Source organism: Micrococcus sp. TCR-5 (assembly GCF_052220525.1).
GTDB classification, from domain to species: domain Bacteria; phylum Actinomycetota; class Actinomycetes; order Actinomycetales; family Micrococcaceae; genus Micrococcus; species Micrococcus luteus.
The window spans coordinates 17,861-33,234 of the sequence record NZ_JBQPDO010000013.1 but is presented as its reverse complement, the minus strand read 5'-3'; the positions used below and the strand labels follow the sequence as shown (position 1 = coordinate 33,234).

The 15,374-nt window shown below is 73.4% G+C and carries 13 protein-coding genes; 7 read left to right on the top strand and 6 right to left on the bottom strand.

Going from position 1 to position 15,374, the window contains the following annotated elements:
* Positions 1-6: 6 nt before the first annotated feature.
* The 6 genes from whiA to secG all read left to right on the top strand — a co-directional run bounded on the left by whiA (position 7) and on the right by secG (position 5,426).
* Positions 7-972, top strand: coding sequence for a DNA-binding protein WhiA (whiA, locus tag ACTSKS_RS08435; RefSeq protein ID WP_036315298.1), 966 nt, complete (start codon positions 7-9; stop codon positions 970-972).
* 149 nt (positions 973-1,121) lie between these two features.
* Positions 1,122-1,748 carry a superoxide dismutase gene (locus ACTSKS_RS08430; RefSeq protein WP_036315296.1) on the top strand — a complete coding sequence of 209 codons (627 nt, stop codon included), beginning with the start codon at positions 1,122-1,124 and terminating at the stop codon, positions 1,746-1,748.
* A gap of 185 nt (positions 1,749-1,933) precedes the next feature.
* Positions 1,934-2,944 (top strand): type I glyceraldehyde-3-phosphate dehydrogenase, encoded by a 1,011-nt coding sequence (gene gap, locus ACTSKS_RS08425; protein WP_041105191.1) that lies wholly within the window; start codon positions 1,934-1,936, stop codon positions 2,942-2,944.
* A gap of 107 nt (positions 2,945-3,051) precedes the next feature.
* Positions 3,052-4,299: a phosphoglycerate kinase gene (locus ACTSKS_RS08420; protein ID WP_049147874.1), complete on the top strand. Its 1,248-nt coding sequence runs from the start codon at positions 3,052-3,054 to the stop codon at positions 4,297-4,299.
* A 2-nt stretch (positions 4,300-4,301) separates the two neighbouring features.
* Positions 4,302-5,093: a triose-phosphate isomerase gene (gene tpiA, locus ACTSKS_RS08415; protein ID WP_036315288.1), complete on the top strand. Its 792-nt coding sequence runs from the start codon at positions 4,302-4,304 to the stop codon at positions 5,091-5,093.
* Between the two features lie 81 nt (positions 5,094-5,174).
* Entirely contained in the window at positions 5,175-5,426 is a 252-nt protein-coding gene (gene secG, locus ACTSKS_RS08410) for a preprotein translocase subunit SecG (protein ID WP_036315286.1), read from the top strand.
* A gap of 93 nt (positions 5,427-5,519) precedes the next feature.
* Here secG and ACTSKS_RS08405 read toward each other — a convergent pair whose 3' ends face one another.
* Genes ACTSKS_RS08405 through tkt form a run of 5 tightly spaced genes read right to left on the bottom strand, consistent with a single transcriptional unit; the run spans position 5,520 to position 13,020 of the window.
* Positions 5,520-6,461 (bottom strand): glucose-6-phosphate dehydrogenase assembly protein OpcA, encoded by a 942-nt coding sequence (locus tag ACTSKS_RS08405; protein ID WP_036315284.1) that lies wholly within the window; start codon positions 6,459-6,461, stop codon positions 5,520-5,522.
* Positions 6,458-8,020, bottom strand: a complete 1,563-nt coding sequence (gene zwf / locus ACTSKS_RS08400; RefSeq protein WP_036315281.1) for a glucose-6-phosphate dehydrogenase — start codon at positions 8,018-8,020, stop codon at positions 6,458-6,460. Before zwf ends, ACTSKS_RS08405 begins: the two co-directional genes overlap by 4 nt.
* Complete coding sequence (locus ACTSKS_RS08395; protein ID WP_036315278.1) at positions 8,010-9,611, bottom strand: glucose-6-phosphate isomerase; 1,602 nt, start codon at positions 9,609-9,611, stop codon at positions 8,010-8,012. Before ACTSKS_RS08395 ends, zwf begins: the two co-directional genes overlap by 11 nt.
* Before the next feature lie 56 nt (positions 9,612-9,667).
* Positions 9,668-10,786, bottom strand: a complete 1,119-nt coding sequence (gene tal / locus ACTSKS_RS08390) for a transaldolase (protein WP_063189246.1) — start codon at positions 10,784-10,786, stop codon at positions 9,668-9,670.
* 59 nt (positions 10,787-10,845) lie between these two features.
* A complete protein-coding gene (gene tkt / locus ACTSKS_RS08385; protein ID WP_036315272.1) occupies positions 10,846-13,020 on the bottom strand; it encodes a transketolase in 2,175 nt (724 codons plus the stop codon).
* Positions 13,021-13,282: 262 nt separating this feature from the next.
* On the opposite strand from tkt, the gene ACTSKS_RS08380 reads away from it, so the two are divergent.
* Positions 13,283-14,266, top strand: a complete 984-nt coding sequence (locus ACTSKS_RS08380; RefSeq protein ID WP_060973634.1) for a heme o synthase — start codon at positions 13,283-13,285, stop codon at positions 14,264-14,266.
* Between the two features lie 87 nt (positions 14,267-14,353).
* Here the strand turns inward: ACTSKS_RS08380 and ACTSKS_RS08375 are convergent, their stop codons facing one another.
* The gene (locus tag ACTSKS_RS08375) at positions 14,354-15,370 is read right to left on the bottom strand and encodes a COX15/CtaA family protein (protein ID WP_036338548.1); all 1,017 of its coding nucleotides are present in this window, start codon (positions 15,368-15,370) and stop codon (positions 14,354-14,356) included.
* Positions 15,371-15,374: the final 4 nt, after the last annotated feature.

Below are 15,374 nucleotides of genomic sequence, written 5' to 3'. Positions count from 1 at the left end.
ACGAGCATGGCGCTGACCATGACCCTCAAGGAGGAGCTGGCCCGTGTGCCGGTCGCCGCGACCCCGGAGCGGCGGGCGGAGACCGCGGCGATGCTGCGGTTCGCCGGGGGGTTGCACCTCGTGGCCGGCCGCGTCGTCGTGGAGGTTGAACTGGACCACGGCGCCAGTGCGCGCCGCCTGCGCGCCGCCATCACCGAGCTGTACGGCCTGGCCCCGGAGATCGTGGTGGTCTCCGGCGGCAACCTGCGCCGTGGTCAGCGGTACGTGCTCCGGGTCGTGCGCGGGGGAGAGGACCTCGCCCGGCAGACCGGGCTCATCGACCAGCGGGGACGGCCCGTGCGTGGCCTCGCGCCGGTCCTCGTCAGCGGGACGACGGCGGCCACCGCCGCCGTGTGGCGCGGGGCCCTGCTGGCCCACGGCTCCCTCACCGAGCCCGGCCGCTCGGCGGCCCTCGAGGTGACCACGCCGGGCCCGGAGGCCGCGCTCGCGCTGGTGGGGGCCGCGCGTCGGCTCCGCGTGGCGGCGAAGGCGCGCGAGGTGCGTCAGTCGGACCGCGTCGTGGTCCGCGACGGCGAGGCGATCGCCACGCTGCTCGCCGCCGTCGGCGCGGAGCAGACCGCGACCCTCTGGCGCGAGCGGCGCGAGCGCAAAGAGGTCCGGGCCACCGCCAACCGCCTGGCGAACTTCGACGACGCCAACCTGCGCCGTTCCGCCCAGGCCGCTGTCACGGCCGGGGCGAAGGTGGAGCGGGCCCTCGAGATCCTCGGGGACGAGGTGCCCGACCACCTTCGCTACGCGGGACGGCTGCGCCTCGAGCACAAGCAGGCCTCCCTCGACGAGCTCGGCCGCCTCGCGGACCCGCCGATGACCAAGGACGCCGTCGCCGGGCGCATCCGCCGGCTACTGGCCATGGCGGACAAGCGGGCCGCCGAGCGGGGCATCCCCGGGACGGACGCGGCCTCCGAAGGCTGAGCGCGGGATCACCGTCGACGGGATCTGGCCCCGGCGCTCCGCCCCCGATCACAATGGAGACGGACGGAATACGCCGCCGAGACGCGAGGTTGCCCGAGGTGGAGGCCGAGGGCGTCCTGCCCGCAGCCTCGCCTGACCAAGGAGGAAGCATGACCGAATACACCCTTCCGGAGCTGGACTACGACTACGCCGCGCTGGAGCCGCACATCTCGGCCCGCATCATGGAGCTGCACCACTCCAAGCACCACGCCACGTACGTCAAGGGCGCGAACACCGCCCTGGAGAAGCTGGCCGCCGCGCGTGAGGCCGGCGACTTCGGCTCCGTGAACCAGCTGTCGAAGGACCTCGCCTTCAACCTGGGCGGGCACACGAACCACTCGATCTTCTGGAAGAACCTCTCGCCGGAGGGCGGCGACAAGCCGACCGGCGAGCTGGCCGCCGCCATCGACGAGTACTTCGGCTCGTTCGACCAGTTCCAGGCCCACTTCACCGCCGCCGCCCTCGGCATCCAGGGCTCCGGCTGGGCCGTGCTGGCCTACGAGCCCATCGGCGGCAACCTGGTGATCGAGCAGTTCTACGACCAGCAGAACGGCGTGCCGGTCGCCACCATCCCGCTGTTCCAGCTGGACATGTGGGAGCACGCCTTCTACCTCGACTACCAGAACGTCAAGGCGGACTACGTCAAGGCGATCTGGAACATCGTGAACTGGGCCGACGTGCAGGCCCGCTTCGAGGCCGCCCGCGCCGGCGCCTCCGGCCTGATCCTCCCGGCCTGATCCACACCGCGCACCGGGGCGCTGACGTCGTGGCCCCACGACGTCAGCGCCCCGATGCGGGGAGGGGCTCGGCGCTCCGGCCCTGTCCCCACCGCGCGCCCGGACCGGGCGCGACCGCTCGACCGTACCGCCCCGGACCCACCGCCACGGGGACCACGCAACGCGAACTAACGAGAGAGACCACCATGACCAAGATCGCCATCAACGGCTACGGCCGCATCGGACGCAACATCGTGCGCGTGCTCAGGGACCGCGGCCACGAGAACCTCGAGCTGGTCGCGGTGAACGACCTCGCCGACCCCGAGGACCTGTTCTGGCTGACCCAGTACGACACCATCCTGGGCCGCTACCCGGGCGAGCTGGAGCGGACCGAGAAGGGGTTCCGCATCGACGGCCGCGACGTCGCGTTCTTCCAGGAGGCCGACCCGACGAAGCTGCCGTGGGGTGAGCTCGGCGTGGACCTGGTCATCGAGTGCACCGGCATCTTCACGACCGGCCCCAAGGCGCAGGCCCACCTCGACGCCGGGGCCAAGAAGGTCCTCATCTCCGCTCCCGCCAAGGAGGTCGACGGCACCTTCGTGATGGGTGTGAACGAGCACACCTACGACGCGGAGACGATGCACATCGTCTCGAACGCCTCGTGCACCACGAACTGCCTGGCCCCGATGGCGAAGGTCCTCAACGACGAGTTCGGCATCGTGGACGGCATCATGACCACGATCCACGCGTACACCGGCGACCAGAACCTGCACGACAACGTGCACAAGAAGGATCGCCGTCGGGCGCGCGCCGCCGCCCAGAACATGGTGCCCACCTCCACGGGCGCGGCCAAGGCCATCGGCGAGGTCATCCCGGAGCTGAAGGGCAAGCTCGACGGCTTCGCCATGCGGGTGCCCACCATCACCGGCTCGGCCACCGACCTGACCGTGGAGCTGACGCGCCACGTGGAGGTCGAGGAGATCAACGCGGCGTTCAAGAAGGCCGCGGAGTCCGGTCCGCTGCAGGGCCGCCTGGTCTACTCGGAGGACCCGATCGTGTCCTCGGACATCATCACCTCCCCGGCGGCGTGCACCTTCGACGCCCCGCTGACCAAGTCCATCGGCCAGACCGTGAAGATCATCGGCTGGTACGACAACGAGTACGGCTACACCTCCCAGCTCATGGACTTCGCAGACCTCATCGGCTCGAAGCTCTGAGCCCGCACGGCGCCCGACGGCCCGGGCCGACGGTTCCTCCGTCGGCCCGGGCCGTCCGCCTAGACTGCACCGTGAACCGACCCCGCTCCGGCACCCCAGGAGGCATCATGCCCGCACCGACCCTCACCGATCTGCTCGAGGCCGGCGTCGCCGGCCGCACCGTGCTCATCCGGTCCGACCTGAACGTCCCGCTGGACGGGGACACCGTCACCGACGACGGCCGCATCCGGGCCTCGCTGCCCGCGATCCGGGACCTGGCCGAGGCCGGTGCGCGCGTGATCGTCATGGCCCACCTGGGCCGCCCCAAGGGTGAGCCGGACCCCGCGTACTCCCTCCGTCCGGTCGCCGCGCGCATGGCCGAGCTGCTGGGCGCCGACGTCGCCCTGGCCGCGGACGTGACCGGGGACGACGCGCGCGCGAAGGCCGCCGCCCTGCAGGACGGCCAGGTGCTGTTGCTGGAGAACGTGCGCTTCGACGCCCGCGAGACCTCCAAGGACGATGCCGAGCGCGCCGCACTGGCCGGCGAGATGGCGGCGCTGGCCGGCGACGACGGCGCCTACGTGGGCGACGCCTTCGGCGCGGTCCACCGCAAGCACGCCTCCGTGTTCGACGTCGCGGCACAGCTGCCGGCCCACCAGGGCCCGCTGGTCGCCGCCGAGCTCGAGGTGCTCACCCGTCTGACCGAGTCCCCGGAGCGGCCTTACGTCGTCGTGCTGGGCGGGTCGAAGGTCTCGGACAAGCTGGCCGTGATCGACAACCTGCTGGACAAGGCCGACACGCTGCTGATCGGCGGCGGCATGCTCTTCACGTTCCTCAAGGCGCAGGGCCACGAGGTGGGCGCCTCCCTGCTCGAGGAGGACCAGCTCGACACCGTCCGCGAGTACCTGCGCCGCTCCGAGGCCGGGGCCGCCCGCATCGTGCTCCCCACGGACATCGTCATGGCCTCCGGCTTCGCGGCCGACGCCGAGCACGAGGTCCTGGCCGTGGACGCCCTCACCTCGGGCGCGCACGGCGCGTCCGCCATGGGCTTGGACATCGGCCCCGAGACGGCCCGGGCGTTCGCGGAGCAGATCCGCGGCGCCCAGACCGTGTTCTGGAACGGCCCCATGGGCGTGTTCGAGTTCCCGGCCTTCGCGGAGGGCACCCGGGCGGTGGCCCGGGCCCTCACCGAGGCCTCCGCGGCCGGCGGCCTGTCGGTGGTCGGCGGCGGCGACTCCGCGGCGGCCGTGCGCACGCTCGGCTTCGCCGACGACGCGTTCGGCCACATCTCCACCGGCGGCGGCGCCTCCCTCGAATACCTCGAGGGCAAGGAGCTCCCGGGCGTCACCGCCCTGGCCGGCGAGGGGCGGGCGTGAGCATGGCGGAGCAGACCACACGCGTGCCGCTGATCGCGGGCAACTGGAAGATGAACCTGGACCACCTCGAGGCCGTCACCCTGGTGCAGCGCCTCACGTGGCTCCTCACGGACGCGGACCATGACCAGGAGGCCGTGGAGGTCGCGGTGTTCCCGCCCTTCACGGGCCTGCGGGCCGTGCAGACGCTCGTCACCGGCGACCGCCTGGACCTCGCCTACGGCGCGCAGGACCTCTCGCCCGAGGACGCCGGCGCCTACACGGGCGACGTCTCCGGCGCGTTCCTGGCCGCGCTGGGGTGCCGCTACGCGATCGTGGGCCACTCCGAGCGTCGCACCCTCCACGGGGAGGACGACGCGCTCGTCGCGCGCAAGGCCGCCGCGGCCCTGCGCCACGGCCTCACCCCGGTGATCTGCGTGGGCGAGGGCCTGGAGGTGCGCCAGGCCGGCCGGCACGTCGAGCACACGCTCGCCCAGCTGGAGGGCTCGATCGCGGGCCTGTCGGCGCAGGACGTGGCCGGCGTCGTCGTCGCCTACGAGCCCGTGTGGGCGATCGGCACGGGCGAGGTCGCCGGCCCCGAGGACGCGCAGCAGATGTGCGCGGCCCTGCGCGCCCGCGTGGCCGCACTGCACGGCGACGACGTCGCCGCCGGACTGCGGATCCTCTACGGCGGCTCCGTGAAGTCCTCCAGCGCGCCGGCGCTGCTGGCGCAGCCAGACGTGGACGGCGCCCTCGTGGGCGGCGCCAGCCTCGACGCGGACGAGTTTGCTAAGATCGTCCGGTTCGACCAGGCCTGATCCGTCCGGCCCGACCGACCGCATTCTCCGTGACGGCCCCGGCGCGCGCCGGGGCCGCACCTCGACCCGAGGAGCCCTCCCGTGGACGTCCTGACCCTGGCCCTGCAGATCCTCGTGGTCGTGCTCAGCGTGGTCATCGTGCTGCTCATCCTGCTGCACAAGGGCCGCGGCGGCGGCGTCTCGGACATGTTCGGCGGCGGCGTGACCAGCTCGATGAGCTCCTCGGGCTCCGCCCAGCGTCTGCTCACCCGCCTGACCGTCGGCTCCGTGGTCGCCTGGGGTGTCGTGATCGCCCTGCTCGGCGTCCTGCCGCGTCTGACCATGGAGTCCTGAGGCCGCCCCGCCGGGCCCCGACGCGAACGCCCCGCACGGAAGATCCGTGCGGGGCGTTCGCGCGTCCCGGACCGGTGGGGCGCCGGGGGCCCCTCAGCGTTCGGAGGCCTGCACGGGGGAGAGGTCCGTGCGCGGCAGGCCCTGGTGGAGCACGGCGCCGAAGACCTCGTCCGGGTCCAGGCGGCGCAGCTCCTCGGCCAGGCAGTCCTGGATCGTCCGGCGTGGCAGGGAGATGCGCTGCACCGGCCGGCCCTGCTGATAGAGCCGGGCCACCTGCGACTGCGAGCGGGAGAGCACCACGTCCCCGTCCGTGCACCGCAGGCGCACCGCACGGATCCCGTGGCCGACCTTCGAGTGCGCGATCGTCACGGGCACCTTCAGGGTCAGGGTGAGCCACGCCGCGAGCAGCATGGTGCTGGGGGAGTCCGGCGCCCCGTCCACCGTCACCGAGCGCAGGGTGGCCACGTCGAGCGTGTCGAAGATCCCGGCCACCTGGATCCGCCACAGCGTCAGGCGCGTCCAGGCCAGGTCGGTGTCCCCCTCATGGTGGCCCGCGCGCAGAGCCCACAGGGCGGGCTCGGCCGCGGACGCCGAGGCCGTGTCCGTGATCCGGCGGTGGGCCAGGCGACCGAGCGCCGTCGCCGAGGGGACCCCGGGTGGCACCCCGGGCCACCACACGACGATGGGCGCATCGGGCAGGAGCAGCCCGGAGACGAGCGACTCGTCGGCGTGGGCGTTCTCCCCGGCGCACCACAGCACCACGACGTCGGAGGCGCCGGCGTCGCCCCCGACCCGGATCTCGGCGTCCAGGCGGGTGGGGGCCGCGGGGTCGCCCAGGGCCAGGACGACGATGCGGCACGGGTGTTCGAGCGAGGCCGCGTTGGCGGCCTGGACGGCGGACTCGATGCCGGCGTCGTCCGTGCTGATCACGAGCGTGAGGACGCGGCCGAGGGCCACGACCCCGCTCTTCTCGCGCAGCTGCGTGATGCGCTTGGCCACCTGGGAGGTGGTGGTGTCGTGCATGCGGATCTTCACGGGCGCCTCCAGCTTCGTCCGTCGCGGGCCATGAGGGCGTCGGCCGAGGGCGGTCCCCACGTGCCCGGGGCGTAGGGCTCGGGCTGGGTGCCCAGGCTCGCCCAGTGCTCCTCGAACGGGTCCACGATCCGCCAGGACAGCTCCACCTCGGCCTGGCGCGGGAACAGCGGCGGCTCCCCGAGGAGCACGTCGAGGATGAGACGCTCGTACGCCTCGGGGGAGTCCTCGGTGAAGGCGTGGCCGTAGCCGAAGTCCATCGTGACGTCGCGGATCTCGGTCTGCGTGCCGGGCACCTTGGACGCGAAGCGGATGGTGACGCCCTCGTCCGGCTGCACCCGGATGACGATGATGTTCTGCCCGAACTCGTCCCCGTCGTGGACGGGGAACAGCAGGTGCGGGGGCTTCTTGAAGACGACGGCGATCTCCGTCACCCGCCGGCCGAGGCGTTTGCCGGCCCGCAGGTAGAACGGCACGCCCTGCCAGCGCCGCGTGCGGATGCCCACCTTGAGCGCGGCGTACGTCTCCGTGACGGACGCCGGGTTGAAGCCCTCCTCGTCGAGGAATCCCGTGACCCGCTCGCCGCCCTGCCAGCCGGAGGTGTACTGGCCGCGGGCGGAGGCCGCCGCGAGTCCCTCGGGCGTGTCCGGGACGGTCACGGCCTCGAGGACCTTCTCCTTCTCCGCGCGCAGATGGTCCGCGTCGAACGAGATCGGCTCCTCCATCGCGGTGAACGCGAGCAGCTGCAGGAGGTGGTTCTGGATGACGTCGCGCGCCGCGCCCACGCCGTCGTAGTAGCTCGCCCGTCCACCGATGCCGATGTCCTCGGCCATCGTGATCTGGACGTGGTCCACGTGCTCCGCGTTCCAGAGCGGCTCGAACATCCGGTTGGCGAACCGGAACGCGAGGATGTTCTGCACCGTCTCCTTGCCGAGGTAGTGGTCGATGCGGAACACCGCGTCCGAGGGGAAAACGCGCTCGATCACAGCATTGAGCTCCTGCGCGCTGGCCAGGTCGTGGCCGAAGGGCTTCTCGATGACCACGCGGCGCCACGGGCCCTCGGCCGGCTGCGACCGGTCGGCCAGGCCCTGGTCGGCCAGGTGGCGGGAGACGGCCTCGAACCAGTCCGGCGGGATGGAGAGGTAGAACGCGGTGTTCCCCCGCGTGCCGCGTGAGGTCTCGAGCTCGGCGAGCACCTCGTCGAGACGGACGTAGGCAGCCTCGTCGTCGAACGCGCCGGAGACGAAGCGCAGACCGCCCTGGAACTGGTCCCACACGGTCTCGTCGAACGTGGTCCGGGAGGAGGCCTCGACGGCGGCGCGCACGTAGTCGGCGAACTCCTCGTCGGACCAGCTGCGGCGACCGAAGCCGACGAGGGAGAACGCCGGCGGCAGCAGGCCGCGTTGGGCCAGGTCGTACATGGCCGGCAGGAGCTTCTTCTTCGCCAGGTCGCCCGTCACGCCGAACAGCACGAGCGCCGACGGGCCCGCGATGCGGGTCAGGCGCCGGTCACGGGGGTCGCGCAGCGGGTTGCGGGGGGCGGTCCGGGACTCACCGGCCACGGACGGCGCTCCTCAGGGCCTCGATGCCCGCGTCGCGGCGGCGCAGGTGCAGGGTGACCACGGGGCGGCCGAGATCGCCCAGCACCCGGGCGTCGCCCGCTGCCTGCGCGGCGATGAGCCTGCCCAGGGAGAACGGGCGGCCGGGCACCTCGAGGTCCAGGCCGGCGTCGCCGGTGATCTGCAGGAACACGCCGACGGCCGGGCCGCCCTTGTGGAACTGTCCGGTGGAGTGCAGGAACCGCGGACCCCAGCCGAACGTGACCGGGCGGCCGACCAGGTCCGCCAGGTCCGCGCGCAGCTCCTCGAGCTCGGCGTCGTCATGACGGGAGAGGTAGGCGTGGACCGCCAGGTAGCCGCCCTCGGGCACCAGTGCCGCCGTGGCGCGCAGCACGCCGGCCAGGTCCGGGGCAGAGGTCACGGACGCCGGGCCGGAGACCTCGACACCCTCCACCTCGCCGTCGGCCGGCCGCTCGGCGGCGGGGCCGTCCAGCAGGGTGCGGGCGGCGGCCTTGGCGGCCTCCACGTCCGGCTGGTCGAAGGGGTTGATCCCGAGCAGGCGGCCGGCCACCGCGGTGGCCACCTCCCACAGCAGCAGCTGGGCGCCGAGCGAGCCGGCGACCTGCACGCCGTGGCCCGGGGCCGCGACGTCGTCCTCGCCGACGAGCTGCACCTGCAGCAGGTCGGGGGCGTCCCACACGGTCTCGGGGTCGCCGGGGGCGACGACGACGGGCAGCAGCCCGGTGCCGTCCTTGCCCGTGGACTCGGCGATCAGCTGCTCGATCCAGGCCGGCAGTCCGGCGATGCCGGACCCGTGGTCGGCGAAGACGAGCTTGTCGCGCAGCGGGCGGGTGCCGCCCAGGGCCGCGCCGAGCTGCAGGCCCGGGTTGTCCTCGTCGTCGGCGATCAGCAGGTCGAGCACGGCCTCCGCGTCGTCCAGCAGGGCCGCGACGTCCACGCCGGCCAGGCCGGTGGGGACCAGGCCGAACGCGGTGAGGGCCGAGAAACGCCCGCCCACGGTCGGGTCCGCGGTGAAGACGGCGCGCCAGCCGGCGGACTCGCACGCGGCGTGCAGCGGTGAGCCCGGGTCCGTGACGGCGACCAGGCGGGTGCGGGGGTCGATCCCGGCGTCGCGGAACGCGGCCTCGACGACGCGGCGCTGCGAGTCGGTCTCCACGGTGGAGCCGGACTTGGAGGAGACCACCAGCACGGTTCGCTCGAGGTCGCGCTCGAGGGCGCGGGAGACCTGGAGCGGGTCCGTGGAGTCCAGGACCTCGAGCTCGACGCCGGCCGTCGCCGCGATCACCTCGGGGGCCAGGGACGAGCCGCCCATGCCCGCCAGGACCACGCGGTCCACGCCCTCGGCGCGCAGCTCCCGGGTCAGCTGGGCGATGTGCGGGACGAGGGCGCGGGAGTCCTCGAACAGGTCGATCCAGCCGAGCCGCTTGGCGGCCTCGTCGCGGGCCGGCGCCCCCCACAGGTCGGCGTCCTGCGCCCCGAGGCGGGAGGCGACGCGGTCCTGGAGGAGGGCGGGCAGATGGCGGTCGATCGCCTCGAGGGCGGCTCCGGTGGCGGTGAGGCCGAGGGTGCTCATGGGGGGTCCTTCCGTGCGCGTGGCGAGCGGGCGGCGGGGTCGGGGGGCGGGTGCGGTCAGCGATGGGCGTCGAGCCCGGAGCGGACCGAGCCGAGCAGCTCGTCCCACGCGGCCTCGAACTTCTCCAGGCCCTCAGTCTCCAGCACGTCCACGACGTCCTGGTAGGACACGCCTGCCGCGCCGACCGCGTCGAGCAGGGCATCGGCCTCGGCGTAGGCGCCCGTGACGGTGTCCGCCGCAATCACCCCGTGGTCGGCGACCGCCTCGAGGGTCTTCTCCGGCAGGGTGGTCACGGTGTGCGGTGCCACGAGTTCGGTGACGTACAGCGTGTCCGGCAGGGCGGGGTCCTTGACGCCGGTGGAGGCCCACAGGGGCCGCTGCACGGGGGCGCCGGCCGCCTCGAGCAGGCGCCAGCGCTCCGAGTCCAGGGCCTGCTCGAAGGCTCGGTAGGCCAGGCGCGCGTTGGCGACGGCGGCCCGGCCGGTCAGCGCCTCGGCCTCGGGGGTGCCGATCGCGCGCAGCCGCGCGTCGACCTCCGTGTCCACACGGGAGACGAAGAAGGAGGCCACCGAGTGGAGGCGGCGGACGTCGTGCCCGTTCGCCCGGGCCTTCTCCAGGCCGGTGAGCCAGGCGTTGAGCACCCGGCGGTAGCGGGGCAGGGAGAAGATCAGGGTCACGTTCACGCTGATGCCCGCGCCGAGCACGTCCGCGATGGCGGACAGGCCCTCCACGGTCGCGGGGATCTTCACCATGAGGTTGGGACGGTCGACGGCCGCCGCCAGCTCGCGAGCCTGCGCCACGGTGCCGGCGGCGTCGCGGGCCAGGCGCGGATCGACCTCAAGGGAGACGAAGCCGTCCGCCCCGCCGGTGCGCTCGTGGACGGGCGCGAGCACGTCGGCGGCGCGGCGCACGTCCTCGGTCGTCAGGGCGACGACGGCCTCGTCCACCGAGGCGCCGGCCGCGGCGAGGTCGCGCAGCTGTCCCTGGTAGGCGCCCGCGTCCGCGAGGGCGACCGCGAAGATGGACGGGTTCGTGGTGACGCCGGTGACCGAGCGGGTGGCGATCAGCTCTTCGAGCGTGCCCTCGTCCAGCCGCGTGCGGGAGAGGTCGTCGAGCCAGATCGACACACCGGCCTGGGCCAGCGCGGCGGTGTTCGGGTTCTGCGGGGTGCTCATGGTCTGCGGGTGCCTTCCCTTCGGGGTGGACGTGCTCGGGGCGCCGTGGGCGCCGGGCCTCAGAGGAGGCCGCGGGTCACCTCGGCGACGTGCTCGCCAGTGAATCCGTACTTCTCCATCAGGCGGGCGCCGTCGGCCGACTCGCCGTAGTGCTCGAGGCTCACGCGGGCGCCCGGGGAGGAGGCCGTCACCGTGTGCTCGAACCACGGCATCGCGATGCCGGCCTCGACGGAGACGCGGACCGGGGCGTCGGGGCCGTCGGGCAGGACCTCGGCCCGGTAGGCCTCGTCCTGCTCGGCGAACCACTCGAGGCAGGGGGCGGAGACGACGCGGGTCGGGACGCCGTCGGCCTGCAGCAGCGCGCGGGCCCGCACGGCCACGGAGACCTCGGAGCCGGTCGCGATCAGCAGCGCGCGGGCCGGCGTCGGCGCGCCGTCGGCATCCGTGGCGTCGATGAGGACGTAGGCGCCGCGGGCCACGCCCGAGGCGGGGGCGAAGCCGTCCGTGTCCCGGGGGAGCACGGGCAGGCTCTGCCGGGACAGGACGAGCCCGGCCGGGCGGTCCCGGTGCTCGAGCACCGTCCGCCACGCCCACGCGGTCTCGTTGGCGTCGGCCGGGCGGACGACGTCGAGCCCGGGGATGGCCCGCAGGGCGGCCAGGTGCTCCACCGGCTGGTGCGTGGGGCCGTCCTCGCCGAGGCCGATGGAGTCGTGCGTCCACACGTACGTGCTCGGGGTGCCCATGAGGGCGGCCAGGCGGACGGCGGGGCGCATGTAGTCGGAGAACGTCAGGAACGTGCCCACGTACGCGCGGGTCAGGCCGCCGATCGTGATGCCGTTGACGATCGCCCCGGCCGCGAACTCGCGGACGCCGAAGTGCAGGGTGCGGCCGTACTCGTGGCCCTGCCACGTGGCGGTGGAGCGGCGGGCCGGGATGAAGGAGGGCTCGCCCTTCATGGTGGTGTTGTTCGACCCGGCGAGGTCGGCCGAGCCGCCCCAGAGCTCGGGCATGACCGGCGCGAGGGCCGTGAGCACCTCTCCGGAGGCCGCGCGCGTGGCCAGGCCCTTCTCGTCCGCGTCCCAGGACGGGAACGCGTCCGCGAAGCCAGCGGGCAGCTCTCGTCCGGCCAGTCGGTCGTACAGCCGCGCGTTCTCCGGGTTCGCCTCGCGCCAGGCCTGGAACGCCACCTCCCAGCCGCGGCGGTACTCTGCCGAGCGCTCGGCGATGGACCGGGCGCGGGCCAGGAGCTCGGGGTCGACGTCGAAGGTCTTGGTCGGGTCCAGCCCGAGGCTCTCCTTGAGGCCGGCGACCTCGTCCGTGCCGAGCTTGGAGCCGTGGATGCCGCCGGTGTTCTGCTTCGTGGGGGAGGGCCAGCCGATCACGGTGCGCAGCTTGATCAGCGAGGGCCGGCCGGTCTCGGCCTTGGCCGCGACGAGGGCGTCGTACAGGGCCTCCACGTCCTCCGTGTACTCGGTCACGGCGTGGCCCTGGGCGCCGTTGGTCCAGTCGACCTCCTGCACGTGCCAGCCGTAGGCCTCGTAGCGGCGGACCACGTCCTCGGTGAACGCGATGTCCGTGTCGTCCTCGATCGAGATGCGGTTCGCGTCGTAGACGACGACCAGGTTCCCGAGCTCCTGGTGCCCGGCCAGCGAGGAGGCCTCGGCGGCGACGCCCTCCTGGATGTCCCCGTCGGAGGCGAGCACGAACACGTGGTGGTCGAACGGGGAGGTGCCGGGGGCGGCGTCGGGGTCCATCAGCCCGCGCACGCGGCGCTGCTCGTACGCGAAGCCGACGCCCATCGCCAGGCCCTGGCCCAGCGGACCCGTGGTCACCTCGACGCCGTGGGTGTGGCCGTACTCCGGGTGGCCCGGGGTCCTGGATCCCTCGGTGCGCAGCCCCTGGATGTCCTCGATCTCGAGCCCGGCGCCCGCGGCGAACAACTGCAGGTACTGGATGAGCGAGGCGTGGCCCGCGGAGAGGATGAAGCGATCCCGGCCCTCCCAGCGGTCGTCCGTGGGGTCCAGGTGCATGACGTTCTGGTACAGCTGCCACGCCACGGGGGCCAGCGAGATCGCGGTGCCGGGGTGGCCGTGCCCGGCCTTCTCCACGGCGTCCGCCGAGAGCGCCTTGAGCGTGTCCACCATCCGGCGGTCCTGCTCCGAGTAGACGAACCCGCGGGCCGGGGCCACCCGGTCCAGGGTCGGGGGGGTGGACGGCTGCGCGGCGTCGGTCACGGGTTCTCTCCTGGCGGATCGGGAGCGTCGGGGTGCGGCCCCGGCCGACGCCGGGGCGTCGCGGCGCGGGGCCGTCGTCCCAGCCTAGCCGCGCGACGGCGGGGCGGGCCCGACCGGGCGCCTCATGACATGCTTCGCCCCCGGGCGAACAGCCGTTGACACGAGTAGACTGGGTCAAGGCCTGACCGCAGGCGGACCGCCCGAGTGGCCGATCCGAACCCCGGGACGGGCACGCCCACCGTCCCCTCACCGTGAGAAGCAGATGTCATCCTCCCTGGAGTCGCCGTCCGCCGCCCGCGTCGCCGCCGCCGAGCCCGGCGTCGTCGACCGGTCCCCGCTGCCCCTGCGCCGCAAGGTCCGGGCGTACGTCGAGCTGACGAAGCCCCGGGTGATCGAGCTGCTGCTGGTGACCACGCTGCCGACCATGATCTTCGCGCAGCGCGGCTTCCCGGACGTGCTCACCATGATCGCCACGCTCGTCGGCGGTGCGCTCGCCGCCGGCGCCTCCGGCACCTTCAACTGCTACATCGACCGCGACATCGACCGGGTCATGAAGCGCACCGAGAACCGGCCGCTCGTCACCGGCGAGGTCACCCCGCGCGAGGCCCTCGTGTTCGCGTGGGTGCAGACGGTCGTGTCCATCCTGATCCTCGGGTTCGGCGCCAACTGGCTGGCGGCCGGCCTGGGTGTGGCCGCCATCTTCTTCTACGTGGTCGTGTACTCGCTCGTGCTCAAGCGCCGCACGGAGCAGAACATCGTGTGGGGCGGCATCGCCGGCTGCTTCCCCGTGCTGATCGGCTGGGCGGCCGTGCGCGGGACCGTCGAGTGGCCGGCCATCGTGCTGTTCCTCGTGGTCTTCCTGTGGACGCCCCCGCACTACTGGCCGCTGTCCATGAAGTACAAGCGCGACTACCAGCAGGCCGACGTGCCGATGCTCGGCGCCATCGCCTCCGCGCGCCACGTCTCCAACCAGGTCGTGCTCTACGCGTGGGCCACCGTGGCGTGCTCCCTCCTGCTCGTGCCGATGGGCTGGGCCGGCATCGTCTACACCGCGGTCGCGCTCGTCGTCGGAGCCTGGTTCATCTGGGAGTCCCATGTGCTGCAGGTGCAGGCCCAGCGCGAGGACTTCGAGGACCGCAAGGCCATGAAGGTCTTCCACCTCTCCATCACCTATCTGACGCTGCTGTTCATCGCCCTGGCCGTGGACCCGTTCGTGGGCGCGCCGCTGATGCACTTCGGCGCCTGAGCGCCGGTCCGCCCCCAGCGCTCCCCGGGACGCCGACGACGACGGCCCCGCACCAGCCGGTGCGGGGCCGTTCGCGTGCGCGGGGCGTCAGCCCGCGGCGACGGTGCGCGTGGGGGCGGCGGCCTCGACCGGGACACCCGGCCCGGCCGTGACGTAGCGGGCGACCTGGCGGTCCCAGGTCTCCGTCGCGGCGGCCACGAGCAGGGCAGAGCCCAGCATGTGCAGCAGGACCACGCCGATCGGCAGGCCCGTGAAGTGCTGGGTGTAGCCCACGGCGGCCTGGAACACGAGGGCGAGCAGGAGCCGCAGCACGGCGGCGCGCTGCAGGCGGGAGGCGCCGGCCGCGCGGCGCACCGTGAAGAACAGGACGAGGGTGGCCGCCAGGAGCAGGTACACCGGGACCACGTGGGCACGCGTGACCAACAGCGGGTCGAACTCGTGGCGCGGCGAGCCGGGGTCGCCGGAGTGCGGGCCCGTGCCGGTCACCACGGTGCCCAGGTACACGGCGGCCCACGTCAGCGCGAACGCCGCCCAGGCGGCGGCACGGGACCGGCCGGTGGTGGCGCCGTCCACGAGGGGCACCCCCGCCCGGCCGGCACGGCGCTCGGCGGCGATGCGCACCACGAGCAGGGTCGCCACGGCCACCATGATCGAGGACACGATGAAGTGGCCGGCCACCCACCACGGGTTCAGATTCGTCAGGACCACGACGCCGCCCACGAGGGCCTGCGCGGGAATGCCGGCCAGCAGGCCCACGGAGAGCCAGAAGGGGCTCCGGTGGGTGCCGCGCAGGTTCCACAGGGACAGGAACATGGCGGCGGCGATGACCACCAGGACGAACGTCAGCGTCCGGTTGCCGAATTCGATGTAGCCGTGGATGCCCATCTCCGGGGTGTTGGTGAGGGACTCGGGCGAGCACTTGGGCCACGTGGGGCAGCCCAGGCCGGAGCCGGTGAGGCGCACGGCGCCGCCGGTGACGATGATGCCGATCTCGGACGCCAGGGACGCCACGGCGAGGGCCATGGTGGCCTTCGAGAGGCGCTGCGGCAGACGGGCGGCGAGTCCGGCCGGGGCGGTCCGGGCCGCGGGGGTGGTGGTGGACACGGTG

Excerpts from the sequence above, each read along its gene's own strand:
- whiA (WP_036315298.1), top strand. The coding sequence starts at position 7 with ATGGCGCTGACCATGACCCTCAAGGAGGAGCTGGCCCGTGTGCCGGTC.
- ACTSKS_RS08430 (WP_036315296.1), top strand. The coding sequence starts at position 1,122 with ATGACCGAATACACCCTTCCGGAGCTGGACTACGACTACGCCGCGCTG.
- gap (WP_041105191.1), top strand. The coding sequence starts at position 1,934 with ATGACCAAGATCGCCATCAACGGCTACGGCCGCATCGGACGCAACATC.
- ACTSKS_RS08420 (WP_049147874.1), top strand. The coding sequence starts at position 3,052 with ATGCCCGCACCGACCCTCACCGATCTGCTCGAGGCCGGCGTCGCCGGC.
- tpiA (WP_036315288.1), top strand. The coding sequence starts at position 4,302 with ATGGCGGAGCAGACCACACGCGTGCCGCTGATCGCGGGCAACTGGAAG.
- ACTSKS_RS08395 (WP_036315278.1), bottom strand. The coding sequence starts at position 9,611 with ATGAGCACCCTCGGCCTCACCGCCACCGGAGCCGCCCTCGAGGCGATC.
- tal (WP_063189246.1), bottom strand. The coding sequence starts at position 10,786 with ATGAGCACCCCGCAGAACCCGAACACCGCCGCGCTGGCCCAGGCCGGT.
- ACTSKS_RS08380 (WP_060973634.1), top strand. The coding sequence starts at position 13,283 with ATGTCATCCTCCCTGGAGTCGCCGTCCGCCGCCCGCGTCGCCGCCGCC.